Origin of the sequence: Methylobacterium aerolatum (assembly GCF_022179085.1) — a bacterium.
GTDB classification, from domain to species: Bacteria; Pseudomonadota; Alphaproteobacteria; order Rhizobiales; family Beijerinckiaceae; genus Methylobacterium; species Methylobacterium aerolatum.
This window is the reverse complement of record NZ_BPQE01000035.1, coordinates 1-26,438: the sequence shown is the minus strand read 5'-3', so window position 1 is coordinate 26,438 and position 26,438 is coordinate 1. Positions and strand designations below refer to the sequence as shown.

The 26,438-nt window shown below is 61.3% G+C and carries 17 protein-coding genes; 7 read left to right on the top strand and 10 right to left on the bottom strand.

All coding sequences use genetic code 11. The features are described from left to right. Window positions 1-595: 595 nt before the first annotated feature. The gene (locus MFF06_RS20705; RefSeq protein ID WP_238207653.1) at window positions 596-2,092 is read right to left on the bottom strand and encodes an HWE histidine kinase domain-containing protein; all 1,497 of its coding nucleotides are present in this window, start codon (window positions 2,090-2,092) and stop codon (window positions 596-598) included. Between the two features lie 407 nt (window positions 2,093-2,499). On the opposite strand from MFF06_RS20705, the gene MFF06_RS20700 reads away from it, so the two are divergent. From MFF06_RS20700 to MFF06_RS20685, 4 genes are all read left to right on the top strand, one after another. After that, window positions 2,500-3,648 carry an acyl-CoA dehydrogenase family protein gene (locus MFF06_RS20700; RefSeq protein ID WP_238207643.1) on the top strand — a complete coding sequence of 383 codons (1,149 nt, stop codon included), beginning with the start codon at window positions 2,500-2,502 and terminating at the stop codon, window positions 3,646-3,648. Then, on the top strand, window positions 3,645-4,244 hold the full coding sequence (locus MFF06_RS20695) for a class I SAM-dependent methyltransferase (RefSeq protein WP_238207641.1): 600 nt from the start codon (window positions 3,645-3,647) through the stop codon (window positions 4,242-4,244). Before MFF06_RS20700 ends, MFF06_RS20695 begins: the two co-directional genes overlap by 4 nt. Further along, window positions 4,241-4,780 carry a cytochrome b gene (locus tag MFF06_RS20690; protein ID WP_238207639.1) on the top strand — a complete coding sequence of 180 codons (540 nt, stop codon included), beginning with the start codon at window positions 4,241-4,243 and terminating at the stop codon, window positions 4,778-4,780. Before MFF06_RS20695 ends, MFF06_RS20690 begins: the two co-directional genes overlap by 4 nt. Before the next feature lie 706 nt (window positions 4,781-5,486). Then, window positions 5,487-6,377: a transporter gene (locus tag MFF06_RS20685; protein ID WP_238207630.1), complete on the top strand. Its 891-nt coding sequence runs from the start codon at window positions 5,487-5,489 to the stop codon at window positions 6,375-6,377. A 309-nt stretch (window positions 6,378-6,686) separates the two neighbouring features. Here the strand turns inward: MFF06_RS20685 and MFF06_RS20680 are convergent, their stop codons facing one another. From MFF06_RS20680 to MFF06_RS20660, 5 genes are all read right to left on the bottom strand, one after another. Beyond that, on the bottom strand, window positions 6,687-7,766 hold the full coding sequence (locus MFF06_RS20680; RefSeq protein ID WP_238207622.1) for an acyltransferase family protein: 1,080 nt from the start codon (window positions 7,764-7,766) through the stop codon (window positions 6,687-6,689). A gap of 1,326 nt (window positions 7,767-9,092) precedes the next feature. Continuing rightward, window positions 9,093-9,884, bottom strand: coding sequence for a glycosyltransferase family 25 protein (locus MFF06_RS20675; RefSeq protein ID WP_238207621.1), 792 nt, complete (start codon window positions 9,882-9,884; stop codon window positions 9,093-9,095). 802 nt (window positions 9,885-10,686) lie between these two features. After that, window positions 10,687-12,144, bottom strand: a complete 1,458-nt coding sequence (locus tag MFF06_RS20670; protein WP_238207619.1) for a hypothetical protein — start codon at window positions 12,142-12,144, stop codon at window positions 10,687-10,689. Between the two features lie 269 nt (window positions 12,145-12,413). Further along, window positions 12,414-13,037, bottom strand: coding sequence for a response regulator transcription factor (locus tag MFF06_RS20665; RefSeq protein ID WP_238207617.1), 624 nt, complete (start codon window positions 13,035-13,037; stop codon window positions 12,414-12,416). An 896-nt stretch (window positions 13,038-13,933) separates the two neighbouring features. After that, window positions 13,934-16,456, bottom strand: a complete 2,523-nt coding sequence (locus MFF06_RS20660) for a hybrid sensor histidine kinase/response regulator (protein WP_238207615.1) — start codon at window positions 16,454-16,456, stop codon at window positions 13,934-13,936. Between the two features lie 639 nt (window positions 16,457-17,095). On the opposite strand from MFF06_RS20660, the gene MFF06_RS20655 reads away from it, so the two are divergent. Together MFF06_RS20655 and MFF06_RS20650 are read left to right on the top strand one after the other, a co-directional pair. Next, entirely contained in the window at window positions 17,096-18,142 is a 1,047-nt protein-coding gene (locus tag MFF06_RS20655) for a hypothetical protein (protein ID WP_238207614.1), read from the top strand. Next, window positions 18,139-19,278, top strand: coding sequence for a TAXI family TRAP transporter solute-binding subunit (locus MFF06_RS20650; protein WP_370876765.1), 1,140 nt, complete (start codon window positions 18,139-18,141; stop codon window positions 19,276-19,278). The genes MFF06_RS20655 and MFF06_RS20650 overlap by 4 nt, the downstream gene beginning before the upstream one ends. A 350-nt stretch (window positions 19,279-19,628) precedes the next feature. On the opposite strand, the gene MFF06_RS20645 is transcribed toward MFF06_RS20650, so the two are convergent. The 4 genes from MFF06_RS20645 to MFF06_RS20630 all read right to left on the bottom strand — a co-directional run bounded on the left by MFF06_RS20645 (window position 19,629) and on the right by MFF06_RS20630 (window position 25,457). Continuing rightward, on the bottom strand, window positions 19,629-19,865 hold the full coding sequence (locus tag MFF06_RS20645; RefSeq protein ID WP_238207612.1) for a hypothetical protein: 237 nt from the start codon (window positions 19,863-19,865) through the stop codon (window positions 19,629-19,631). Between the two features lie 121 nt (window positions 19,866-19,986). After that, window positions 19,987-21,774 (bottom strand): tetratricopeptide repeat protein, encoded by a 1,788-nt coding sequence (locus tag MFF06_RS20640; RefSeq protein WP_238207609.1) that lies wholly within the window; start codon window positions 21,772-21,774, stop codon window positions 19,987-19,989. Window positions 21,775-21,804: 30 nt separating this feature from the next. Next, on the bottom strand, window positions 21,805-23,202 hold the full coding sequence (locus MFF06_RS20635; protein ID WP_238207607.1) for an HlyD family type I secretion periplasmic adaptor subunit: 1,398 nt from the start codon (window positions 23,200-23,202) through the stop codon (window positions 21,805-21,807). Window positions 23,203-23,273: 71 nt separating this feature from the next. Further along, window positions 23,274-25,457, bottom strand: a complete 2,184-nt coding sequence (locus MFF06_RS20630; RefSeq protein WP_238207605.1) for a peptidase domain-containing ABC transporter — start codon at window positions 25,455-25,457, stop codon at window positions 23,274-23,276. A gap of 514 nt (window positions 25,458-25,971) precedes the next feature. Between MFF06_RS20630 and MFF06_RS20625 the strand changes: the two genes are divergently transcribed. Further along, window positions 25,972-26,438: hypothetical protein (locus MFF06_RS20625; RefSeq protein ID WP_238207603.1), on the top strand; the 467-nt coding region annotated here is incomplete at its 3' end.

The following is a 26,438-nucleotide window of genomic DNA, read 5'->3' as shown; positions in this document are numbered from 1 at the left end:
CGCCGAGGAAGGCCGGATCGTACGCCGCCGCGTTTGATCTCCGATGCATCACGTTCAAACACCACACGAAGCGAAGCAGCCGTCCGACCGGCTTCCCGCTCGATTGATCAGCATCGCACCCGAAACGCCGGGAGGATAGCGACGGCCACGCTTCTCAACCCATCGCCCGGCGTGACCGTTCCGCTTCAGCTAAGCCGGCGCGGTGCGATCGCCAGGGGTGTCGCGCATTCGTGCGTCGGAGGGGGATTACTGTGGCAGTGCGGCCGCAGCGGGCACGCCGTCCGGGGGCCGGGGCGAGCCTTCGCGCAGTTTCGGCCAAACGCGGGTGACTGCGCCTCACCGTTTCTGCGAGCGGAGCGAAGCAATCCGGCAAGCCGCCCCGTCCCGAGTGTCCGGCCGGAAAGGGCTTCTCGGCCCATGAAGCCCTCCACGTCTTTGCGAGCGCGGGCCGAAGCAATCCAGGGCGACGGGCCTTTTCCGAGCAGGGTGCATCCCTGGATTCTTTCGCTCCACTCGCAATGACGGTGCAGGGGAAGCGATCCGTCCAAACTCGGCTGACGCTTCCGTCCGGATCGCTGCATCGGGCCCGGTGGGATCAGGGCGTCGTCCGATCCCCTTCCTGCCGGGCGGACAGGGATGCCGGTGCAGGGGCTCTCAGCGAGAAGACCAAGCCTTCGGGCGCGAAGGCGATCTCGGCCGTCCCCTCCATCTCCGCCGCCAGCGCCCGCTCGATCAGGCGGGAGCCGAACCCGGCCTTGACCGGGGCGATGACGGGGGGACCGTCGATCTCCTCCCAGCGGAGGGACAGTTCGGATGATCCCTCGACCTCGGCGATCTGCCATTGCAGCAGCACGCGGCCCCGGTCGTTCGACAGGGCGCCGTATTTCGAGGCGTTGGTGGCGAGTTCGTGCAGCGCCAAGGTGAAGGCAAGGGTCATCCGCGGCGGAAGCCACACGTCCGGGCCCTTGAGAGTGAAGCGCCCGGGCGCGCCACTCAGGAAGGGCCGCAGGGCCTCGTCGGCGATTTCGGCCAGAGGCGCGCCGGTCCAGCTCTCCCGTGTCAGCACGTCGTGCGCCGTGGAGAGGGACTGAAGCCGCGCGTCGAGGGTCCTGTGGGCGTCGTCCAGTGAGGTGGCGTTGCGCAGGGTCTGATGCGCGATGGACTGCATCGTCGCCATCGAGTTCTTCACCCGATGCTTCAGTTCCTCGGCGAGCAGCGCCCGGTGCTCCTCCGCGAGCTTCCGGTCGGTCACGTCGAGGGTGATGCCCGCCATGGTCGTCGGCTGGCCTTCCTCGTCGAGGAAGCGCTGACCCCGAATCTGGAGCCATCGCACGTCGCCCTTGGGCAGGCGCACACGGTATTCGATGTCGTAATCCGCGCCCGTCTCGACCGAGGCATCGAGGGCGATCCGCATCCGTTCGCGGTCCTGCGGCAGGATCGCATCCATCAGGTCTTCGAAGGTGAAATCCTCGTCCGGCGTGCGGCCGAGGTTCGCCTTGCAGGTGTCGGAGGCGGTGAGACGCATCGTGGCGAGATCGATCGTCCACGATCCCATCCGGGCGGCGGCCAGGATGAAGCGCAGCCTTTCCTCACTCTCGGTCAGGTCCCTGGTGCGGCGCTCGACCTCGCGCTCCAGGGCGTCGCGGTCGGCCCTGATGCGCGCAAGCTTTTCCCGCTCCAGCGTGACGTCGAACTGCGAGGCGAAAAAGTAGGTGAGCTCGCCGTCCCGGTCGAAGACCGGCGAGATGAGCACGCGATTCCAGAAGGTGGTGCCGTCCTTCTTGTAGTTTAGCAGTTCGATCTCGATCGCCTCGCGCCGCGCCACCGCGTCGCGCACCCGCCCGACATCGGCCGGGTCGGTCTCGGGACCCTGAAGGAAGCGACAATTGTGGCCGATGATCTCGTCGTGGGCGTAGCCGGTCAGCTTCGAGAACGCGGCGTTGACGAAGACGATGGGATTGTCGGCCTGATGGGGATCGGTGATCAGCATCGGCATCCGCGTGGCGCGCACCGCCGAAACGAACGGATCCGTGCTCGCGTCGACGCGAGCGAACTCCGCCTCGAACCGCCGGCGTTCCTTGATGTCTGTCACGTCTCCGTCGCCTTTCGCGCGACCATGCGAGCGGCGAGATTTCGCCTACGTCGTAGCTTCAGCATATCACGGAAGGGCGAGCGCCTGCACGGTACGGATCGTCTCAATTCCCCTGCGCCGGGCGATGTGACGCACCTTAACATGGGAGGATTTTCGACCTCCCGGGCCTGGAAGACGATCATCCGGATGCCGGGCTGGCGAGTGCCCGGTTCCGGCGGAGCGGCGCGGATTCGCACCCGCGCGCCGGGGCGACATGGTGCCCTGGCGCAGAGGGCCGCGATCTTCACCTATGCGACTGTGTGAAATCCCTTTCATCCTTCATGGTGGCCGGCGCGCGTCGAGCCGGCGGCCACCGCCCGGTGGCTTCGGCCTTCGGTGACGCGACCTGCCGGCGCGAAGGGATCGTGATGGACCAGCGAACGCCGCCCGATCTCGCCTACGATGCGGTAGCGGCCGCGCGCGCGGTCGCCCAGATGGCGGCGATCCGCGCCGACGGGCAGGATCGCGACGACGGCTTCCCCACCGAGGACGTCGCCGACCTCCATCGCCTCGGCCTCCTGTCCGCTCCGGTGCCCGTCGGGTGCGGCGGCCTGGGCCTGGGGGAAGAGACGGGAGCGGCGAAGCTCGCGGAGGTGCTGCGTCTCGTCGGCTATGGCAGCCTCGCCCTGGGGCGGGTCTACGAGGGGCATGTCAACGCCTTGCAGTTGATCGCCCGTCACGGGGATGCGGCGCAGCACCGGCGGCTCTTCGCGGATGCGCGCGCAGGCCACCTCTTCGGCGTCTGGGCTACCGAGCCGCCGGGGAACGGCTTGGTCTGTTGCGGGGCCGACAGCGACATGCGCCTGCGCGGCGTGAAAGTCTTCGCCTCGGGCGCGGGCCATGTCACCCGTGCCCTGGTGACGGCGCGGCGGGATGGCGACGGCATGACACTCATGCTCGTCGTCCCCCTGGCGCGCGGGGAGCGCGCCGATCTCTCCTCATGGCACGCCCACGGGATGCGCGCCTCCGCAACGGGTTCGGTGGATTTCTCCGGCCTCGCCCTCGATCCCGGCGACATCCTGGGCGCGCCGGACAGCTATTTTGGACAGCCGGGCTTCTCCGGCGGGGCGTGGCGCTTTGCGGCGGTCCAGCTCGGTGGAATCGAGGCGGTGTTCGACGCGTGGCGCGGACACTTGGACCGGACGGGCCGGGGCGAGGACCCACACCAACTGGCCCGCCTCGGCGACGGGGCGATGGCCGTGGAGGGAGCCCGGCTCTGGATCGCGCGCGGGGCCGCCGCGATGGCCGAGGGCCGCCTGGCGCCTGCCCGCGCCGTGGCCCTCGTCAACCTCGTCCGCCTCGCCGTCGAGCGCGCGGGCCTCGACGTGCTGCAACTCGCCCAGCGTTCCGTCGGCCTGCAAGGCTTCCTGCGCGGCCATCCCCTCGAACGCCTGTCGCGGGACCTCGCCACCTACCTCCGCCAGCCCGCGCCCGACGGCGCCCTGGTCGGCGCCGCCGCCGAGATTCTGAAGGCCGGGGGCATGGTCGGCGATCTGTGGAAGGGAGAGGGTCCGTGACCCGTTTCACCACCTCCCTGCCGCCGAGCTATTTCGAAGGGCAATACGCGAGCGACCCCGACCCCTGGCGCTTCGCCTCCAGCGCCTACGAGCACGCGAAATACGCCGCCACGCTCGCGGCCCTGCCCGCCCTGCGCTACGCCTCCGGTCTCGAGGTCGGCTGCTCCATCGGAGTGCTGACCGAGTCGCTGGCGGCCCGGTGCGACGCCCTCATCGGCATCGATGTCGCGGAGGTGGCCCTGGAGCAGGCGCGCCGCCGCTGCGCGGCGTGGCCCCATGTGCGGTTCGAGCAGGCGCAGGTGCCGGCGGCATGGCCGGCGGGCCGCTTCGATCTGATCGTCCTGTCGGAGGTGGTCTATTTCCTCGACGGAGCCGACGTGGCGCACTTGGCCCGGCGCGTCGGCGACTCGCTGCAACCGGGTGGCACCGTCGCCCTCGTCCACTGGACCGGCGAGACCCATTATCCCTTGAGCGGCGATGCCGCTGCCGACCTGTTCATGGCGACCAGTCGCGGATGGCTGCGCCCCATTCACCGCAGCACCTCGGACGCCTACCGCCTCGATGTCCTTATCTCCGCCGAGAGGATTGCGCCATGAGGAGCACCCCCTGGCGTGACACCCCCGAGCGGTACGGCCTGGTGAGCCGCGGGTTCCATTGGGGGATGGCCGCGCTGTTCGCGTGGCAGTTCGCCGGGGCGCTGCTCTATGTCGGCATCGGAGACACGGCGGTGACGCGTTTGGTCGGCGGGAGCCACTTCACCCTCGGCTTCACGCTCCTCGTGCTGGCGCTGTTGCGGGGGCTCTGGGGCGTGGCGAACCTGAAGCGCCGCCCTCGCCATCCCGGCCGGCACGGCCGGGCGGCGGTGATCGGCCATGGCGCGATCTACGCCCTGATGATCGTGATTCCGAGCCTCGCGCTGTTGCGCCAATACGGTTCGGGCAAACCCTTCACCCCCTACGGCTTGCCGCTGATGCCGGGGCGCGACAGCAAGATTGAGTGGATGATGATTCCCGCGGACCTGTTCCACTATTGGCTCGGGTTCACGCTCCTGATCGTCGTGATGGGACACGCGCTCATGTCGGTTCTCCACCGCAGGCTGTGGAAAGAGAACGTCCTCGCCCGGATGGCCTGAGAATCCCGCCGAAGCATGCCCGGCGAAACCGCGATTGCCTCGCGCGGTAGAGCGCGATGGTATCCGCTTTGCGCACGTGTCCTTCGTCCAAGAGCGCGCTTTGGTAAATGTGAATTATGCATGTATAAAAATTGAATAACGCTCATGTTTAAGCATAGACTGGCATATATTACTGAAATCGCGAGCCGTCCCCGTCCTTCTTCATGCGTTGCGCGGTTTCGAAGAAATTTGGATCATGCACGCCAGCGTCTATGCGAGCGTCAACGGAGCAATCCAGGGCAGCGCGACCTAACCGAGCGTGGCGAAATCCTAGGATAATTCGCTCACGCTCGCAAAGACGGCCAAGCAGGCGACCCAAATCAAATCGAACAAGCTTTCGCGAAGTGGAGCAATTCAGAGCAACCGAACGTTGCACGACGTCGTGGCTACGGGAGGGCATGGCTGCCCCCGCCTCCGACCACGAGGCGGCCATCACGGATGGACCGCTCTACTCATCCGCAGGCCGTTCGAACGGCGGACCGTAATTTAATCCCTGACGGCGGGTGCCAGGGCGCACCTATAGCCACTCATCATCAGTCTTACGCTGGCTAAATCGCTCAAAGCGGCAGATCGAAAGCCGGCCGAACAGCGGTTCGGCAGAACCTTTTCGAAGAAAAACAAGCCGCAGCGCAGCGAGATCGAAAAAGATCGTTCCGGCGGGGATTAAATGCTGAATGGCGTTGGCTGCTTCGAGAAGACGGCATGGGGATTGGCCCTGGCCTTTGTGTTGGGCTGGTCGGCCACTCCCCATTCGGCGCAGGCCGGATCGGCTGCCCTGCCCGGCCAGACCCTCGGGCTCCCAACAGGGGCCAAGATTCCCGTGGGCGTCTATTTCATCAATCTCACAAGCTTTGGATCGCGCGATACGCTGCCACGCAACAGCGAGAGCGTGCCGATCCTGCCGACGGTGGCATGGTCGACACCGTGGGACCTCTTCGGTGCCCGCGTGCAACTGTTCGTGAGCCAGCCCATCGTTTTCTCGAGCCCACGTGGCGCGCGCTACCAGAGCGGCGTCGGCCAACTGCTCCTGGCCGGTCAACTGGCCTGGGATCTCGGCAACGATTTCGGCGTGAGCTATTTCCTCGGCGGGTACCTGCCGGTGGACACGCGGATCGTGACGCAAGAGGCGTCGCTGACCCACCGGTTCGCAGCGAGCTACGTCGGCAATGGTTACAACATCACGGCGAACCTGCTCTACGGCCATTTTCTGAGCGAGCGGTCACCCTTCGGGGTTCTCTACCCCGACTACCTCAACCTCGACCTCACGGCGACGAAGAAGTTTGGCAAGTTCGAGTTCGGTCCCGTCGCCTTCGGTTCGACCGACCTCGTCACCCGTTCGGCCGGCTATCGCCCGCAGGGGCAGTTCGCCGTGGGCGCCCTGGCCGGCTACAATTTCGGGACGGTGAACCTCCAGGCCTACGTCACGCGCGATCTCGTGGAGCGGAACTACGGCGGCTTCGATACGCGCGCCTGGGTCCGCGCGATCGTGCCTCTCTATCAGGACAAGAGCGATGTGGCGCCAAACCGGACCCTCGTCACCCGCGAGCAGGGTTTGTGAACGGAGCGAAGCCTAAGCGCGCCGCGCTGTTCAAAGCGGGGTAGCCTGTCCCGCGCCGGAGCCGATGAGGTTGGCTCACACATCGTCGCCTTTGCCAGCTCAAACGAAGCAGTTCAGAGCGCCGGCACGCCGCAGACCGGCGCGCATCCCTCAATTGCTTCGTTTGACTCGCAACGGTGACTCGTCATCCACCGACCTTTGTGACCCGGCCCGGTCGGTCACGGCTCCAGACGATGGGGCCGCCCTCCCCCGTGGAGCGGCAGGGGCTGCTTCGAGCGCGCCTCGCTCGAAACCCGGACAGACCGAAATTCAGCGCGGTCCGAAACCGGATGCCGCCGCGGCCGGATGCGAGCGAAGGAGAGTCGGCTTGAGTTGACGCAGCCGCCGCTGGATCGGCTTATCGACCCAGCTATCGAAGACCATTCCCGCGACGATGCCAGCGGGCACATAGACGAAATAGAGGAGTTCGCTCGGCGGAAGGCCGAGCCGTCTCACGATCATGCTCAACACCTGGATGACTGAAAAATGCACAAGATAGATCGCGTAGGACGCCCCGCCGATCGCGACCAACCACTGCGGTATGTGCAAATCCTTACGCTGCTCGATCTTCACCAAGGCAACGATGATGAGGCCTGAGCCGAACGCGCACAGCGCGGCGGCGTACACCGCCGACGAATCGAACCACATCCCAACGATGAAACCCGCCACGCCCAAGGCGAGGATGCCTGTCCAGGCGGCGAGCGGTACGGCGTTCGTCGCCGCCCGATGAACCAGCCACGCCGCCGCCAAACCGACACTGAAATCGAGGCAGATGGCACGGAAATAATAGCCGGCCAGTCCGAGATCGGCCCCCGACAGGGCGATCAACGCGGTGATGCCCTGCCACGCAAGGAGCACCGCGAGACCGAGCCGGATGTTGACGATCATCGCGGCGAACAAAACATAAAAGAAAATTTCGTAAGTCAGAGTCCAAGTCACATTGACGAGCGGAACGCCTTGCTGCGGCAGCAACAGAACGCTCGCCAGAATGGGATAGGGCGCGAGTTTCCCTGCCTTGTCCGGAATGGCAGGACCGTAGAGGTAAAACATCAACGCGAGCGCGGACACGATCCAAACCGCGGGGAATATGCGCACAAACCGGTTGTATAAATAATTGTTCAGCCGTCCCGGTCGGCCGAGATCATCCCTATGCACAAACGCAATGATGAAACCGCTCAAAACGAAAAATAAATCGACACCGCGGTGCCCACCGCCAACGATGCTTCTGAAAGGCTCGACCGCGATCTGAACGCCAAACGCGGTTTGAATGTGGAACAGGATAACGAGCAGCGCAGCAAAGGCCCGAACAACTTCGATGGAATTGAGTTTGTTTACGCGAGAAACCATCATATGTCTACTTCAAATGTGAGCCGCAGACTTGGAAATAGAAATTTTATAAATGGACCTCTGAAAACCGCGGGCGGATGGCGCCCGACGTTGAGCACCGCCGAATGACGCGCCGGAGGGACACCTACGTAGACAAACACTGAAACTGTTACCTCAAACGCCATCATCCGCAGCCCTTCTAAAGGCGATGCGGCGATGAGCGGAAGTTAGGTTGAGCCGACAGCATTTCAAGTGCGGCCGTTTCACTGCAACATCATTGCTGCAATTTGATTAATCCGCTAAACAACCACCAATTCTACTGAGAAAAACGGAAGTTATGCAGGGTCTACCTGCTGGTTTGCAGGCAGCATCTGTGACAGTCCGCGACTATCGTTTAGTCCGGCGTCGCATGTCCTCAATGTCAAATTTCTAACGCTCGCGCGCCGGCAATTCTCGCGTGTTACCGGTCGGGGGCGTCACCAATATTGGCCCTCTCGCCGAGCTTCTGTTCGAGAATTAATTTTTGTTATCTCGATGGAATGCAATAAACGCTGTGGCCATTGTGTTGATGCTCTGCATATTTGCTCCGGGCTGAGGTTCTTCAGGGAATTTGAATTGCAACCCGCATTCTCGTGGCGAGAGCAGCTTGCTGCACAGTTTGCCCGCTCGATGACCGGTGAGGAATGGGCATCGCGATCAGCGTATCCGCCGATCGCCAGACTGCCTTTGCCACGCAGAAGCTGGCACCGGGCGATAGCCGCTTGGCCGGTCGTGGCCTAAGACGCCGGCCAATCGGAACTTGGGGCAAAAAAACGCTGTGCGTTTTTGCGAGGCGTTGAAGTGCTTCCGTGCAGGCGACCCTTTGACAGCCGTTGCGCTGTCGTCGGAGCGTCAAGCTCTTATATCTGAGATGTTGCGTCCTGAACCCTCCGACCGGTCGCTTGGGCCGACGGCTGGAATGTAAGCGCGCGCAATCCTTCAAAATCATTGTTACGCGACTGTGGATCACACTTCGGCGTATCGCTTCGAAGGCAACAGACATCTTCCGCTACGGCGACCCATCTCGCTCGCGCCGCGTTGTCGATGGTTCGGAACCTGCGACCCCAAGCGAGAGCCGAAACGATCAACGAGTTCACGACTGCCCCCTCCTCGTTTGCAAGCGCAGCGAAGCAATCCAGGACGCCGGGACAGTTACGAACTGTACGCGCTTCTCAGAGTGGACCTAAACTGTGGTGCTAAGCTGAACCTTGAATGCCATCAAAGCAACAGCATTCAAATTTTGGCGCATTCCTGCATGAACGTTTGAGCAGCTACAAGATAGACAAAAGCACCGAAATAACAACATCCGCTCTATAGCACCGGCGGCGCCTTCTTCACATCAATTCTGACTCGAGGAGCCACGATTGAATAAGATTTTTCCCGCGTATGCTCCAGCAATCTACCGGCGAGATATTTTAACGTTCGATATGAAGTATCGATCAGCGGTTCACGGCCTAAAATTGTGGTCGGTGACGACATCTCAATGATTGGGGCTGGCACAAGGCCGAACACTGGCAGTTTTGTCGACCATGCCCGATCCATTTCAAGATCTATTGGGCGCCGGACGACTCGACAATATTGTTCAAGCTTACGTGCGCCGCTCTTCGTCAACAAATATCCGGTCGTACCGAGCGCCAGCGACGTTAATTGAACAACATGACGATCCTTGATCGGATAATCCCAGCATACACGCCTGAACTTTGCTGGATATTTGTAGTGAATTTTGAGATAATCGATACCAAGCTTCGACCAATCGATGGCTGATAATTGGGATAACACAAGCCAGTCGGCGATGACGTCATCTTCAAGGACGATGATCTGCGCTAGATCAGAATTGTCGAGAAGACCGCGCCATATCGAAACATGGCTGCTATAGCACCCGACTTCACCGGGCCTCAATTGCCGCCCGTTCGCCTGTTGGCATAGCACCTCGTCTATTTGAAGTCCGGCAAGCAAAGTCGTTGACGCATCATGGAAAGCCCAGTCCAGCTGCAAATTATCAGGGGGAGCAAAGTAATGCTGCCGGCGACTACTTCCGGACAGGCTAATCGTCTTGATAGCGGTCTTCACTGCATGCCCCGATTTATCAAACTTGCCCGCCATTTTTAAAAATATCTAAGATCGGCTGATAGTAGGTATGTCGACGTTCATGAAGGTTGCGTAAAATTTCCCAGAATAAAGGTCTTCTCGAGCGTCTAGATAGGTCCGGTTAAAATGTAAAGCCTGCTGAATCGTTTTAGCACAAAAGACAGGCATCGTGATTAATCCCGCTGATCTTCCTTGTCGATCGCTGAGATCGTGACTGCGCTGCCAATGGGCAAATCAATTTTCGTAAACTAAGCGATGGGTCGTGAGGCGGAGCGCTCCCGCCGCCTCAAAGTGTTCTGCTATTATTCGACCGATCACGAATGTCGCTTCACAGCAGTTTCTAACCGGGGCTGTCAGGATCTCTCTGCACAAATTCGCTAATCGGAAGCGCTCAAGATTCGTGGTATGACAACGCCGACCAAATCGCAGATGTGACCATCGAACAAGGTCACGGATTTTTGCAAGGGAGTTGGCGGAGTTGCCGATTATAGCCTGGCGACATTAAAGAGGCGCAGCCCGGTTTAAACAATGAACTGGGAAGCGTCAGCTGGCACAATAACCGAGGGCCATTCGGATCAATCAACTGATCGGATTTAGCCTGTCTTTCATCCGTTTTCGATCGCCGTTCCGCCGACCTGACATCGGACTGACATGCGGCATACGCTGCGCCACTCACGACGTTTATAAACCTCGTTCCGTTTCGGTCATCTGAAGAGTTTTACGACAAGGCCTATCCACGCCGTTCACGCCTCTGCCGGAGCCAGTCGCCTCAGCGTCGAGTTTGCTGAGATCGCGACGGCGCCGTCGGGATTGGCGCTCAGCCGAAGGCCGTCGAACGATCCGACAATTGGCTCGGCACGACCTGACGATCCCGCTCGCTCTGCGCGTCACTCACCACCTGCTGCGGATGCTCTCGCGCGCGGCGTGGTGCTGCCAGGACACCGAGGGCGGCGGCGACCGACACTCCCAAGTCGGGCATCGTTGCGGACAGCTGTGCGATCGCGAGCAAGGGAAGAAGGGACAGTTGGACTGCCGTGTTGTAGCGCTGAACCTCCGGGGAGGCCTTGCGGGGCTTAAACACAAGTTGCTGGACGAGAAATCCGAACATCAGGAGGGCACCGAACAGGCCCGTGCTTCCCAGAATCGAGACGGACCAGTTCGACACGCGGATCGAGCCGATGCCGACGCCCATTGTGCCGGAATCGAGGAAAGCCTCCCATCCGGCCCGGGTCCAGGATGTCCGTTCGATGTACGATGCCGTCACCGACTTCTGGAAGACGAGCTTGTCTACCATGTCGAAGGCGAAATCGAACAAGCTTGGCTGAACGATGAACGCGCCCAAAACGATGAGGCCGGCCGCCGAGAGGAGACCGAGCTCGATACGGCTTCTCCGCGCCTCTCGATCATCCCGGCTCGCCAATCGGACCAGCATGTGCACGCCGTAGATGCCGCACAAAATTGCAAAGCCGACGTAGGCGCCGGATGAGGTCGACAGCACGCCCATCACCAGCAACAGCATGGCTGTGGCCGCTGCCACGAGGCTCTCACGACCTTTGTGAAAGAAGGGAAGCAGGAAGATCAGCGCACCGCCGGTGCCGATGCATAAGCCGCCATAGGCCGACGCTTCGGACATCAGACCGATGACGCGCTTGACGCCCTCGATCTCAGCTTCCGAAATCAGGACATAGGTGGCCGTGCGAAAAGGCGTCAGGAGATCCGACAAGCCCACGCTGTACAGAACGGCATCCATCATGCCGGTAATGATGATCGTCATGCCGGCGTAGAGGTTCGCAAGCGCATAGTGCCGCCTGAACTCCTTCGTTGCGCCGATGATGCAGAACGCCAACGTCGTCCCGTAGGACAGAAGAAGATAGCAAGACTGCGTGATGTTGCCTTTGCTGGGCCGTAAAACCTCGGTCCCGCCCACGACATCGCTCGATACGGGGACAACGTAAGCGAGTTCGGCAAACAGCCGCGGCAAGCAATAGGATCCGATCACGCCATATAAGGTGAATGCGGTGAGCAATCCGATGCGGTAGGGGTCGAGAGCGGCATCGACGGCCCGTGGAATGTTGCCCGGCTGCGACAACACCTTCAAGACGAAGACCGCGGCGCAGGCCGCCTGCGGCAGCACGTTCAAGCCACCGCCATCGCCCGGGGCCATCTGCAACATGCCGAACGCGCCGGAGGCGAACATGATGTAGATCAGCCACGGCCCCCGAGAGAAAGCTGCGGCAATGATCATCGCCCACAAGACAGCGGCTGGCCAGCTCACGTCGTCACTCGACCTTTCACATTCGCCTCACGCGTTCGACAGCCGGTACGGCGGCAGCGCCTCGGGAGACCCAGATGTCACGGGACTCATACCACTGACGACGCTTCGATTGAAAGGACCGGCCCAACCGATATGACTGCCCGGTTCGGATGCGTGTTGCGGCAACTGGGGATGCCTATTTAAGGCGATCAGTGTCGCGGTTCTTTCAAGGACGTTTTGAACTGTGCTGCTTCGCCACAAGCGAGGCTGTAAAATAATGTGAATTATAACTAACGCTGAATGGTGAGGTTATGGATGGTGTAATTGGCAAGCTCGATCCGATTGGAGACGCCGATCTTCTGATAAATGTTGTAGAGATGAATTTTTACGGTCCCCTCCGAGATTTTAGAATCTCGAGCGATCTCTTTGTTCGTCATTCCTCTCGCAACTAATCGGGCAATTTCCCATTCCCGTACGGTCAGAGATCGGACTGCGCCTAAGGAGTTGGCAATCTCGCTGGGATCGCGACGGAGATGCTGCGAGACGCGTTCCTCGAACCACGCCAGCAGATCTTCACTCGCGGTGTCCTTATGAAAGATCGCTGACGCACCGCATTCGTTGGCGAGATCGAATTCATCGCGTTCAACGGACCCAGTAAGGAATACGAACTGCGACATCAGCGCGAGCTCCTTGGCGCGCTGAACAATCTCGATGCCGGTCAACCCCGGCATTCGTATGTCGATGCAAGCGACGTCCGGCTTCAAGCTCACAATCGATTTGAAAGCGGAGTCTCCGTCTGAGCAGACTGCAGCAATCTCGAGACTTTTGATACGGCGCAGCAATGCCACCAAACCGGCCAGCACGACGGGATGATCGTCAGCCAGCACGACTTTCAAGGGATTGGCAATACCCATCACTTCTCTCTATTGCCCAGCAATCTTATTATCGATTTGAATTTGATCCATCTGAATTTTTTAACGCAACCCAAGGCGCGAAACTATAGATTGAGATGTATTTGCCGCCCCCAAGTTGATCGCCGAATCTGGCACTTCGCCCTCATCGCCGACTTTGTTGTAATGTTGCGGGTGAAATCACCATTGTGGGCGGATGCCCCAAAAATCTAACGGATCAACCGATCGTTTTGAGCAAAGCGATTTTCCTCCCGTTTCGCTCACTTTACGCCATCGGACGAACTCAAATTCCTCTAGTTTTCGACTGGTGCTATCTGAGTGTTCCCACCAAGTCAACAAACGCTATCAAGACTTCGGCACTTAGATGCGCTGTCAATAAATGCAATAAGAGCCTTTGATTATCGAATGCTCTGATGGAGTAAAGGACCGATTTGGTTTTACTGAAGCATGTTTTCGGCGATCGAATTGCGAGGACTGATCGTAAAAGGGAGGAACAAAGCATAAGGATCAACATCGTCCGCACACGCGCATCATTTAAATTGCGGTCGTTTAGCTTAAAGTATGTCGGAGCCGTCGCAAAATACCGCTGGAGGGTCGATCCGCTAAAAAGGGCATCGATCGATGGAGATGTTCGCCGTGATTGTTTGCAGATAGTAATCGCGGTGGTCTTAATATTAGGCCTGATGTCATAAGCATCATTGGAATAGTCATTAGCGAGGTAGCGTAAAGGGATGACAAATTATTCAAGAATAAGAATCATATGGCCCGAGAGTTGCTTATTTCCTTTTGTTGTGATGTTGCCAAAATTTTGCGACTTAAATAATAATTTGATTATTATCTATGGCAATCAAAATGAAAGATTATCTTTGTATCAGAGCGTGAACGTTATATGCCGGAATCTACCTGACTTCGAGACTCGCGGCCCCGAAATTGAGATTATCGACTGCGAGACGACTTTCCTCAAGAGCCGAGCAAAGTTGATCCAGTGATCCAGCCTCCATGATCTGGCTGTCAATTCTGGCTTCGATATCGATGGCCCAGTTCCGGAGATGGTCGAGACCGAGCATTCCTGCCATGCCTTTCATCCTATGCGCTTCCCGCAGAATGTCCTCTTTGCTGAGATTGCCGCGGGACAACTTCTGGAGCGTGTCCGACGCGTGAGCGAGTGCCTGATTCAGCAGCGGTTCGATGTCCGCTCCCATTTTCCGGTGCAATTGATCCAGCTTTCCTCGGTCCAAGACTGGTGGTTCCCGCTTCTCACTGCCGTCCAAATGGCTTTGCGGAGTTGAGGACCAGGTTCCCGGCGTGACGTTAATCGGTGAGGACACGTCCGACTGAGGGAGCCGCCACAGGCGCTCGCCGCCTGCAGCATGCAGCTGGATCGCTTCGCTTAACTGCGGCCATTCGATCGGCTTGGACAGGCATTCGTTCATGCCGGCCGCCAGGAACTCATCACGCTGATGACTATCGATGGCCGCTGAAAGTGCGATGATGGGGATCTGGTTCCGAGGGGATTGCAGCTGACGGATACGGCGCGTCGCTTCAACGCCGTCCACAACGGGCATTTGAATGTCCATGAGAATCAGATCGTATGGCTCGCGCTCGACTCGCTCCAGCGCCTCGAATCCATCCGCAACAAGCGTGACGGTGTGCCCCATATCGGTGAGATTCACGCCGATGATGCTTCTGTTGATGGCGACGTCTTCAGCGACCAGAATACGATATCGTTCGGCCGGCTTTTTTGAAGCCTCGCTGCGATCATAATTGTAGTCTGCAGCGGGTTCAAAAACTGGCACCTCAAACCAGAACAAGCTGCCGACTTCCGGTGCACTTTCGACGTCGATGTCGCCGCCCATCGCGAGCACCAGACGTTTGCAAATCGCCAAGCCTAAACCACTGCCGCCGAAATGGCGCCCGGTCCAGCGGTTCTCTTGCGTGAATGCGTCAAAAATTAGCGATTGATGGGCTTTGGCGATGCCAATACCTGAATCGCGAACTTCAAACCGTAGTGACGCAGTATCAGTTCCGCGCGGGCGGTAGATGATCGACACGCTCACGAAGCCCTCGGAAGTGAACTTTGCTGCATTGCCGACTAAATTCAGGAGGATTTGTCTTATTTTTCCCGGATCGGCCGTGAAAGAAGTTGGCATGTCATCATCAAAATTAACGATGAAGTCGATCTCTTTCGCCGCGAGGAGGGCTGCGAAGCCATCACAGACTTCATTGACGAGAGGCCTTATCGGAAATTGCTCGTTCACCAACGTGACGCTTTTATAGTCAATCTTAGAGATATCGAGGAAGTCGTTTATGATATTTAAGAGATGGCTTCCCGATTTGTTGATGTTGGACACGTAGTATTTCTGTCTCGCGTCGAGATCCTCACGCGAGAGGAGATCCACTAATCCCAGCACGGTGGTCAATGGCGTGCGAAGCTCATGACTGATCGCGGAGAGAAAATCGGCTTTGACTCGGCTCGCAGTCTCCGCCTTGTCGCGCGCCAGTTCCGCGTCCCTGCGAGCGATTTCAGCGGCGACGCCTGCCGCTTGCAGTTGCTCCTTTGATTGATCGAGGCGCTTCAACAAGACGCTCGATGGAAGCGTGGACAACAGTGCAACGAGAATGAATACATAGTGCGTAAGCAAGATGTTGTACTTCGATATATTGTGCAAATTGGTATTGTGCTCAAAATCCTCCAGTCCGACGTAATTTGCGATCAGGAAAAGGGTCGTCACGCAGGCCGCGCTGGCCAGCATGCCCCCTCGGAAGCTGCCCAGAAGTAGCAATGGTATCAAGATGAAAACGAACGGGGTTTGCAACGTGAAAAGTACGATACCGAGGACCGCGACGCCACTGGCCAACAGGACGATCTCGAAAATCTTTCCAGGTGTTAAGCCTCGAAGCAGTAGCGGATCGGTCCATGTCTGAACCACTGTCACCATAATCAATAAACTCATGAAATCTGCCGATTGTCTCGCGGCAAAGATCTTATAGAAAGAAAGATAGTCAAAAGTGCGCGATACTGCAGCTTCAAGCCCCATCCCTAAAATGGAAGAAGTCGCGGCTATCAGTGGTATGCAGATTGTTTTGGCGGCGGACTCATACCAATGGCCATCGAGATTCAGCTGCTGCAAGGCCACTGCCGCAATGAGGATCTCAAAGGCGTCGGTGAAGACGGTACTCGTTGCGGCGATTAGTTCTGTGCCATTGAGGAGATTGGCGCCGAGGTTGCTCAGGATCGCTGCAATGGTCAGCGGCAACCAGTCGATACGACGACTGCGAACCAGGGCCGCGAGATAGAGGCAGGTGGCGCACCACGACGCGACAGCCGCTCCCGCTCGGTCGTGAAACACCGAGACCGCGGTTGAGCTGAGTAGATAAAGGACGATGATGGCGATGGAAATCAGGATTAGGCGTCGGTCCATTTCACTCGTCCCTGACGGCCCTACCCTGAGCGAAATCGTAATTATGTTCGAACGGTCTGACAGTGATCGGCAATCGATTCAACAGGTATGTCGGTAGGGAAACGCCTCAACCCACACTGCAAGAGTCTTACGGGCGCTGCATCCTTCAGGTTCGGGCGAACCATGGGGTGCAATGAAACAATGAATGGGCATTAAGCCTCCTTTTAAACGCATCGAAAGCAATCTTTCCCTCGTATTCTCTGCATGGGAAACGCAAATCGCAGCCTGTCGGTGCCCGCTCTCTTTCGTCAGTCTGACGGCTCCCCACATGGGTATCTCTGGGCGAACGCTTCAGGGGCGAAATACCATTGTCGTTGAATAGTATCGTGTTATCGGCGGACTGCTATCGGTCAGATCCGATATAATTTCGTTTGCTTGAAGAACCCTGGGCTTCACCGTGGCAGGGCATTCAGTCGCAGCGGGTGAATGTCTGCGATGCTCCGGTTCCTGTGACACCATGTGTGTCTTGATGATACACGATGGTTGGTTGGCGCGTGAAATGAGTTGACGGTACCAAGTACCGAATTGACGACATTCAGGCCACTATATAGGTTTCGTCGCCATAACAGCTGGTGGAAGGTGAGAGTCGAGGGAGCGAACATGTCGTCCTTCAGCCGCATAAGCCCGGTGATGGTGTTCGCCGTCCCACTCACGCTTTTCGCGCCCGCCGATGTCGAGGGGCAAAAGAACGGATCGGTCCACGCGCATCAGCAGTATACCCCCGTTTCGCCGGCCCCGAGCGTCCGACGGGATGATCGCAAGATGACCGCTGAACCCGCTCAAATGCCGGTCAAGCGCTCCGTCTCAATGGACCTGCGGGGCATTGCGGGCGGGCGCGAACAGATTGCCTCCATTCAGCTGATTTGCGCGACCGGTGGTATCGCGGTTCGCTCCGGCGATGACAATATTGTATTCGATAACGATCATCGCGTGTTCGATGTCTCTCGATGGAATTTGCAGAACGTCGTCGTCGAGCAGAATGAGGTCAATGGCAACATCGTTCATCTCTCCATTATCGCGTCCATTTCATCGAATGGCGACCCGGGAGAGACGGTTCTGTCGCGGAACGTTTCCATCGATTTCGCCACCGGCGTCATTGGAACGGAGGAGCCGAAGGGCTTTCTTGTCGCGCAAACCAGTGAAACGGCCGAGCGTGCCTCTCCGGTCGATGACACCGAGGGGCGGACTGGCCTCGGCACGCCGAATGGCGACCTCTCGTCGAATGTCTATCTCGATGTCGCGCCGAGCATCGCGAAGACTGATGAGGACGCGGTGGGGAAACGTAGCGCGGCTCCCGCGGAAGCCGCAAGGCAGGACAACGTCGCCCGCCGCGTCGATCCCATCTCGGATCGCGGGCAGGTGAAGCCGGACAGCGGCCGTGATGGGGACAGTTCCGTTCTGATCGCCAAGGCCAGATCGTTCATTGAGCGCGGCGATATCAGCAGTGCTCGCCTTCTCTTGGAGCGGGCGCGCGGTCGCGGATCGGCCGAGGGTATCCTCCTGCTTGGGCAGACCTTCGATCCCGACAAACTGCGGGCTTGGAACGTCAGGGGTCTACGGCCGGATCAAGAAAAGGCGCAGAGTCTCTACGCCGAAGCCGACCGGATCGGAGGCTTGGACGGGCGCCGCGCGGCGGCCATTCCATGAGGCTTCGTGCAAGGGGTGGCGGTGGGCGCTTCGGCAGAGGCGCGCGTTGGGCCGTACTCTCTGCCTGCGCTCTGTTGGCGTCGGTTCACGATATTGCCTACGCCGTGGAGAGAACCGCCAAGCCGTCGGAACCGCCTGCGGAGATCGCGCTCGGCGAGCGCATGAACGCCAACACCGTTACGGTCATCACCGGCACACCGGGCGGGACCTACTTCCGCGCCGGCGCCGATCTCGCCTTCGCCCTCGACGACGGCGATCGTATGAGGATCCTCCCCATCCTCGGAAAGGGGGCGGGCGAGAATGCCTACGACCTCCGGTTTCTCAAGGGCGTGGATCTCGGCTTCGTGCGGACCGACACGTTGGAACAATTGCGTCAGGATAAGCGCCTGAAGAATATCGAGCAGAGAATTCAATATATCGCCAAACTATTCAACGACGAATTGCACATCCTGGCGCCGCTTTCCGTGGAGAAAATCTCGGACCTCGCCGGCAAACGCGTCAGTTTCGACGTCAAGGGAAGCGGGACAGACTACAGCGGCCGGGTCATGTTCAAGGAGTTGGGCATTTCGGTCGATCCGGTCAACGTCGATCAGCCGACGGCTCTGGAAATGCTACGCAAGGGCGAGATCGCCGCTGTGGTCTCGGTGGCGGCCAAGCCGGTCGCGTTCCTCGAAGGCTTCGATCCGAAGAACCGCTTCCACCTCGTTCCGGCCACCTACAGCGAGACGATGAACGAGGCTTATGTGCCGGCGACGCTGAGTTCGGTCGACTATCCGCGTCTCGTGGGGGCGCAACCCGTGGAGACGGTCGCGGTCGGGAGCATCCTCGGCGTCTACAACAGCCCGAAGGGCTCGCCGCGCTACGAGAAGCTCGTCCGCTTCGTCGACGCGTTCTTCGGCCAGTTCGATAAGTTCCTGTCGCCGCCGCGTCACCCGAAATGGCGGGAGGTGAACCTCGCGGCGTCGGTGAGCGGGTGGACGCGCTTCCAACCCGCCCAGGATTGGCTCGACCGGCACCGCGGCCCCGATGCCGCGCCGTCGCCGGAACTCACGCGCTTTTTCCAATCGCAAGCGGGCCGCTCTGCGGACAAGGACGAGATCTACCGGGCTTACCTTAAATGGCGGCGAAGCCAATGAGGTGACACCGACCACGGGCATTTAAGGCTGCCGCTATTGGCTGGCGCCGCGCGGAGATGCGAAGCGCGCACCTTGCGTCCGCTTCGAAGCGTCCCTTACGATTTCTCAGGCGCTTCCGCTTCGCCGCCATTGTTAGCGGAGCGACATTATTCAAAAAATAGCGTGGCAACTCAGGATGGGGCGGCTTCCGTCTCTGCTTCGTTTCGCGCGTGCTGACGAGCGAAGCGCCGCAATCCGAACATGACCGGAGCTATCTCGAGGGACCGGTCTCCGGCCCCTCACTTGGCGAAACCGATGCTCAGAAAAACCGTAAGATCTTTCGCTCGGCTCAGAACTCGTCGGCCAAGCCGTCAGGGTGACGGCGGGTTGGCCGTGACATCCCGCACTTCGTTGGGGGCGAGCCCGAGGGTCTGCACGGCGTCGGAAGACAGCTCGTTCACCGTCTCGACCCGGTCGGCTGGCGGCGCTCCATTGGCCGCTTGATTGACGAGAAACAGCGCGCGACGGGGATCGCTTTCCGCGATCGCGTAGAGCTTCGGCTCGGTGAAGTTACCGGCCTTCGTGATCTTTACGACCCAACCGCCCATGGACTGACTCCGCGATGGTTCAGCTCTGGCAAACCCGGTGAGGTGCGCGCCGAGCAGGATGAAAGCGAGCATTGAACGCAACAACGGGTTATGCCGTTGTCGCTGCACTGTCAAAGAGCGGTCACGCCGCAAAGAATACGGTTCCACTGCGATCGGCACTGCGTGGTGCGGCCCTGTCCAATTGATCGAGTTCCGCCCCCGCCTCCTGGATTCCCTGATCGCGCGCCGCCTCGAACCACCGACGGGCCTCGGCCGGATCCTTCGATCCGGCGATACCCCGGGCGAGGTAGCGTCCGGTAGCGAGTTGAGCCTGCGGGTGCCCCGCCTCGGCGGCGGTCCGGAACAGGGCCAAAGCCCTCGGAAAGTCCGGCTCGTGGCCGTATCCGCCGTCGAGCATCGCCGCCAGCGCGTAGGTGGCGCCGATATGCCCGCTGGCGGCTGCGGTTTCGAAGTGGAGGAACGCCTGCGCCCGGTCCACCGCCCCGCCACGCCCGTTGACCATCATCTCGCCCAGCATCGCCTGCGCCTCCGGGACGCCGCCTTCCGCCGCGCGGGCGATCCAAGACCGACCCTCCACGTCGTTCCTCGCGACGCCGCGCCCTTCGGCGAGCATCCGGCCGTACCAGAACTGGGCGACCGGCATTTCCTCGGCCGCCTTGCGCAACCAGACGGCCGCTTGCGCCTCGTCGTGCGCGCCCCCGACCCCGTGGGAGAGGCAGATCCCGAAGTTGAATGCCGCCGCCAGGCTTCCCTGCTTCGCCGCGTTCTCGAACCAATGCCGCGTGCGGACGTCGTCTCCGGCCGTGCCGCCCCCGACGAGGATCAGATTGCCGAGATCGACCTGGGACGCCTCTTCACCGAGGTCGGCCGCCTCGCGCATCCAGCGTTCGGCCGCTTCCGCGTCGTGGATCCCGCCGGTCCCGTTCTGATAGAGCTGGCTCAGGGTCCGGGCCGCGCCCGCGTAGCCGGCATTCGCGGCCCGTTCGAGCCAGATCGATGCCTCGGCGAAATTCGGAGGGATATCGCCCCCCTTGGCATGGAGATGTCCCACCAGGGCCGCGGCGTGCGCGTCGCCCGCCAGCCCGGCCCGGCGCAGCCACGTCTCCCCGAGCACCGGATTGCGCTCGATGCCGTCGCCGGTGAGGAGCGCCAGTCCCCAACTGGTCTGCGCGGCGACGATCCCCGCCTCGGCCGCCTTTGCGTACAGCTCGGCGGCGCGTTCCGCGCTCTTCTCGACTCCGACGCCCTTGTGCGTCAGGGCGCCGAGGAGGAACAGGGCGTCTCCCAGCCCCGCCTCGGCCGCCTTGGCGATCTCGGACACCGCCAGGGCGTTCGCCTCCGGCGTCTGCGCGCGCAGGTGAAGCATGCCGAGGCCGAGATGGCCTTGAGGACACCCGGCCGCCGCCGAGGCGGCGTACCAGCGCTCGCCCTCCGCGGTGTCGCGCAGGGCCTCGGGGCCCGAGGTCAGGATGAAGCCCAGCAGGGCCTGCCCCTCAGACGAGCCGTTGGCTGAAGCCCGGCGTGCCCAGACGAGGGCCGTCACGGGATCGGCGCTGCGGGGCTCCGCCGGGCGCTCGCCCACCAACTCCTCGACAAGGGACGCGTCTCGATCCGCCATGCCGGCATCGCCGCGCATGCAGAGCAGGGCGAGCTTGAATTGCGCCTCGGCGTGCTCGCCCTCGGCCGCCGCCTTCAGCCAGCGTGCCGCCTCCCGGATGCTGCGGGGCAGGCCGGTCCCGTCGAGGTAGCATTGGGCGAGGTGATACTGGGCGGCCGGCAGGCCCGCCTGGGCGGCGCGACTGATCTGGGCGACGCCGTCCTTGACTTGGCCCTTCTCCAGCTCGCTGAGGCCGAGCCTCAGCCGTGCTGCCGGAGAGGCCGGGGCTAGGAAGCGATCGACAATCTTCATTCGCTGCGCGCCTCTGCTCGTGGCCGAATATTACGGCTCACGCATTCCCTCAAGCCCCACGGGCAGCACGCGGGCGAAGAGATATTTGAGCATGGTCCGGTCGCCGACCATCACATCGGTCGTCACCGGCATGCCCGGCGTCATGCGGAAGGACGGGGGAAGGCCGTGCAGGTTGACCGCGGTCAACTCCACGCGGGCCCGGAACCAGACGCCGTTCGCCGACTGGCCGCCGACGCTGCTCCGCTGCGTCTCCTGCTGGCCGGTGAAGCTGTCGGCGCTCACGCTCTTCACGATGCCCTCGGCCATGCCGTACTGGACAAACGGAAAGGTATCGAACTTCACGGACACCTTCTGGCCGGGATGGACGTAGCCCGCCTCCTCCGCGGCGATGCGCGTCTCGACCTCGAGGGGCGCGTTCTGCGGCACGAGGGTGATCAACTGCTCGCCCGATTGCAGGATGGAGCCCACGGAGATCTTCGCCACGTTCAGGACGATCGCGTCCTGCTCGGCGACTAAGTTGACGAGCTGGCGGCGCAGGGTCGCCTTCCTCAGCCCCTCCTGCGCCTCGTTGAGGCTCCGCCGACGCAGGGTGATCTCCTGGCTGATCTGCGACTTCCACTGCTGCTCGAAGGCATCGCGGTCCGCGATCATCTGATCGAGGTCGTTGCGGGCGCGGCCCGCGAGCGCCGAAGCGTCCTTTAGGTTGCGGCGCATCTCGATGTGCTGATCCTGCGCCAGGAGACGGTTCATCTGGCTGCCGACCTGGAGCCGCTCCAACTCGCGGCGCTTCGATTCGAGGATCCCGGCGATCTCCGCCCGCTCGCCGTAGGCCTTGGTGTCGAGCTCGGACTTGGACAGCTGTGTCTGGAGGCCGCTGATCTTCTGCTGGAAACTCTCCATCTGGTAGCGGTACTGCGCCTGCCGCTGGCCGTAGAGCGCGACCTGGACCGCGGTCGCCGCATCCGCGGAGGTCGGCCGGAACGGGGTGCCCGAACTCTCGGCGGTCAATCGATCGACTTCCGCCTGGAGACTGGTGACTTGGCTCTCCAGCGCCCGCGCGTCGGCACCGGTGAAGGTGGGATCGAGTTCGGCGAGGAGGTCGCCCGCCTTCACGATCTGGCCCTCACGGACCTTGATCGACCGCACGATCGAGGTTTCCAGCGGCTGCATCACGACCGTCGGCTGGGTCGACACCATGCGGCCGGCCCCCGTGACCACCACGTCGACCGGGCAGACCGCGAGCACGGCACCGGAGGCCATCACCAGGGTGAGGACGATCCGCAACATGCTCCGCGCGGCCGGCTGCACGGGCGCGGCGAGGAGGGCCGCCGTCGGCGACTGGAACTCCAGGAGGACGGGGCCGACATCCGCATCCGTGGCGAGGCGCCGGATCCTGAAGTTGAACCAGCTCGAAAAAGCATTGCTCATCGCGAGATCTACCGCGTTCTCGGATTATCGTGGGGTGCGCAAGCTGCTGAGTGAGTCACGCCGCCCCGCAATCAGGTCAAGCTCAGATACACCGGTGCCGGACGGGGCTCGGCGATGTGCCGGTTCTGCTGCTGCCAGAGTTGCTTGTAGATCGCGCAGCGCTCGACGAGTTCGGCGTGCGGGCCGATATCGACCGCACTTCCCTTGTCGAGGACGAGGATCTGGTCGCAATCGAGCAGCGACGACAGCCGGTGGGAGACGATGATCATTGTCCGGCCGCTGGCGATCCGCTGGAGGTTGGCGTTCACGAGGGCTTCGCTCTCGGGATCGAGGGCGCTCGTCGCCTCGTCGAGGATCAGCAACTTCGGATCGGTGATGAGCGCGCGGGCGATGGCGAGGCGCTGGCGCTGACCGCCTGACAGGTTCGCCGACCCTTCCTCGATCCAGGTTTCGTAGCCCCGGGGCAGACGCTCGATGAACTCTTCGGCCCCCGCGAGACGCGCCGCGCGGATCACGTCCTCAAAGGTCAGGCCCGGGCGGCCCGCGATGATGTTCTCGCGCACGGTGCCCCGGAACAGGAAGTTGTCCTGCATCACCACGCCGAAGCTGCGGCGCAGGTGCGTGAGATTGATCTCGCGCAGGTCCGACCCGTCGATCTTCAGGCGCCCGCCGTAATCGCGATTGATGCCCTGCAGCAGGCGGGCGATGGTCGATTTGCCCGATCCGCTGCGCCCGACGAGGCCGAGCATCGTCCCGGCCGGTACGCTGAAGGAGACGTCACGCAGGGCGGTCGATTGCGCGCCGGGGTAGCGGAAGTTCACCTCCTCGAAGGTGATCTGCCCGGCGAAGCGCGGACGCAGGCCGCTCTTCGTCGCCGCGGTTTCGGTGGGATGGTTGAGAACCTCCGCCACCTGCCCGATCGACATGCGGATCTCCTCGATATCCTGGAGGAGCTTCGCGAAGCTGATGAGCGGGCTCGCCACGCGGCCGCCCAGCATCATGAAGGCGATGAGGCTGCCCGCGGTGATCCCGGTGGTTCCCGTGGGGTTCAGCACGACGATGTAGGCGCCGCAGAGCAGGATGCCCCGGTCGATGAAGCGTTCCAGCGGAAGCGACAGGGTCTGGGCCCAGTTGACGATTCGACCCGCGGCGAGGCGCGCCATGCCGGACTCGGCCACCCGCTCGTCCCACTCGCGCTTGCGCACGTCTTCGATGGCGAGCGACTTGACCGTCCGCATCCCGTGGACGGTCTCCACGAGGGTGCCGCCCTTCTGGATCTCGGCGGCGATCAGCCGGGCGTAGACGGCGCGGATGGCAGGCAGGAACGCCAGCACCAGGCCGCCCACGCAGGCCGAGGCCACCAGGATCATCCACGCCAGGGTGGAGCTCATGTAGAACAGGAACGGCAGCAGCACGATCAGCGTGAGCAGATCGAGGGCGGTCGAGACCAGCTTGCCCGTGAGGAAGTCGCGGATCTTGAAGACCTGGGAGACCTTGTGGGTCGTCTCACCGGTGGGGGACTTCTCGAAGAATTCGATCGGGAGGGCCAGCAGCCGGCGGAAGACGTGGACGTTGAGCCGCGCATCGATCCGCGTCGACATCACCTCGACGATCTCGCGGCGCCCGTAACCGATGAAGGCTTCGTAGACCGTGACGAGAACCAGCATCAGGGTGATCAACGTGAGCGTCGACACCGTGTGATGCGTCATGACCCGGTCGAGGGCCGCCATCACGAGGAACGGCGGCAGGATCTGCAGGATGCTGACCGCGAGGGAGGCCGTTAAAATCTCGCGCAGGTTGCGCTTCTCGGTGAAGACGAGTTTCGCGAGCCAGCCGAGCGAGAAGGCCGCATCCTCGTCCGTCATCTTGCGGGAGCGGCGGATGAGCAGGATCTCGCCCTTCCAGACCTGCTCGAGCCGCAGTTCATCGACCTCGATACCGGTTCCGCCGGTCCCGGTCGGCCCCTCGATGAAGCAGATCCCTCGCTCGGCGTCGCGCTGGGTGACGAGGGCCGCATTGCCGTCGGTCAGCAGTAGGACGATGGGTCCGACGTTCTCGAGCTTCATGAGCTGAGACCAGCGCACACGCACCGCCTTGGCCCAGAGTCCCGCCCCGGCGGCCCACTGCGCCAGGGCGGCCGGCGCCGGCAGGCTCTCCTTCGGATCCCGGGGATAGTCGTTCGGATCGAGGTCGACGCCGTAGTGATGGGCGACGCGCACGACCGCCATGATGCGAGCATGAGCTTCGGTCGACATCGCGTGGTTCGGGACGCTCACGTTCGAAGCTCCAAACATACGTGCGGACTATCGGGGCGCCTGTACACGACGGCACCACCTCCAGACCGGTATTCCACCGTATCGAACGGGCGAGTCGCATGGGGCGACAGGCGTGACGAAGGATGCGGTCGAGTGTTTTCGGTCCGAAATCGCTTATGCTCAGCGTCCTGAGCAATCAATATAGGCCATAGGTTATAGGGTTCGTAGATCGCTTAATTCGCGCGCATTTGGGGCTGCGATCCCTCGCCGCGAAGACTGCTTAGGCGCGCGCTCAGACTGTGTTGCGCTGAGATGGCGGCGGCATCGTGGTAAACGAAATTATAACCTCCGGCATATGGCCACGCCGTTTTCCCGCGGGATAGGAGCGGAGGGTGTGCTGGCGTGGTGCATCTTGAGGGATGCTCTGTGTTCAGCGTTTCGAATATTCGCAGCCAAATAGCCGGTGCAGTGCTTCCGCAGATGGAAGCGGAAGTGCTGGGCGGGGGAGATTGCAATGGCCAACGAAGGCAATGCCGGCACCACAAATGACGGCGTCGTTGCTTTCTCCGGGACCGCAGATCCTGGTGATCGCCTGTTTTTCTACGCGAAGCAGGGCAATACCTGGATTTTGCTTGGTTCGACGATTGCGGATTATTCAGCTCCTCCGTTTTCAAGCGGCGGTCAGTTCTCTTTCTCAGCGGCGCTGAGCCAGGGAACATATGACGCGTTTGCGATCTACGATGCCGATCAGGCCGACACGAATATTACGAGCGCGAAATTAGCCTATAGCGGTGGCACTGATACTAAGACTACCGGCGCTGGTAGCACCCAAGTCACCTTCAATCAGGCCGGTGGCTATCCGATAAATAGTATGGCTGGCGCGACGGGCGCCACCGGCGCGCCGGGCGCCACCGGCGCGACCGGAGCCACGGGTTCGACCGGGGCCACCGGTGCGACGGGTGCCACGGGTGCCACCGGTTC

Coding starts and splice junctions, on each gene's coding strand:
- MFF06_RS20700 (WP_238207643.1), top strand. CDS start 2,500: ATGGACCAGCGAACGCCGCCCGATCTCGCCTACGATGCGGTAGCGGCC.
- MFF06_RS20690 (WP_238207639.1), top strand. CDS start 4,241: ATGAGGAGCACCCCCTGGCGTGACACCCCCGAGCGGTACGGCCTGGTG.
- MFF06_RS20685 (WP_238207630.1), top strand. CDS start 5,487: ATGCTGAATGGCGTTGGCTGCTTCGAGAAGACGGCATGGGGATTGGCC.
- MFF06_RS20680 (WP_238207622.1), bottom strand. CDS start 7,766: ATGATGGTTTCTCGCGTAAACAAACTCAATTCCATCGAAGTTGTTCGG.
- MFF06_RS20675 (WP_238207621.1), bottom strand. CDS start 9,884: ATGGCGGGCAAGTTTGATAAATCGGGGCATGCAGTGAAGACCGCTATC.
- MFF06_RS20665 (WP_238207617.1), bottom strand. CDS start 13,037: ATGGGTATTGCCAATCCCTTGAAAGTCGTGCTGGCTGACGATCATCCC.
- MFF06_RS20660 (WP_238207615.1), bottom strand. CDS start 16,456: ATGGACCGACGCCTAATCCTGATTTCCATCGCCATCATCGTCCTTTAT.
- MFF06_RS20655 (WP_238207614.1), top strand. CDS start 17,096: ATGTCGTCCTTCAGCCGCATAAGCCCGGTGATGGTGTTCGCCGTCCCA.
- MFF06_RS20650 (WP_370876765.1), top strand. CDS start 18,139: ATGAGGCTTCGTGCAAGGGGTGGCGGTGGGCGCTTCGGCAGAGGCGCG.
- MFF06_RS20645 (WP_238207612.1), bottom strand. CDS start 19,865: ATGGGCGGTTGGGTCGTAAAGATCACGAAGGCCGGTAACTTCACCGAG.
- MFF06_RS20640 (WP_238207609.1), bottom strand. CDS start 21,774: ATGAAGATTGTCGATCGCTTCCTAGCCCCGGCCTCTCCGGCAGCACGG.
- MFF06_RS20635 (WP_238207607.1), bottom strand. CDS start 23,202: ATGAGCAATGCTTTTTCGAGCTGGTTCAACTTCAGGATCCGGCGCCTC.
- MFF06_RS20630 (WP_238207605.1), bottom strand. CDS start 25,457: ATGTCGACCGAAGCTCATGCTCGCATCATGGCGGTCGTGCGCGTCGCC.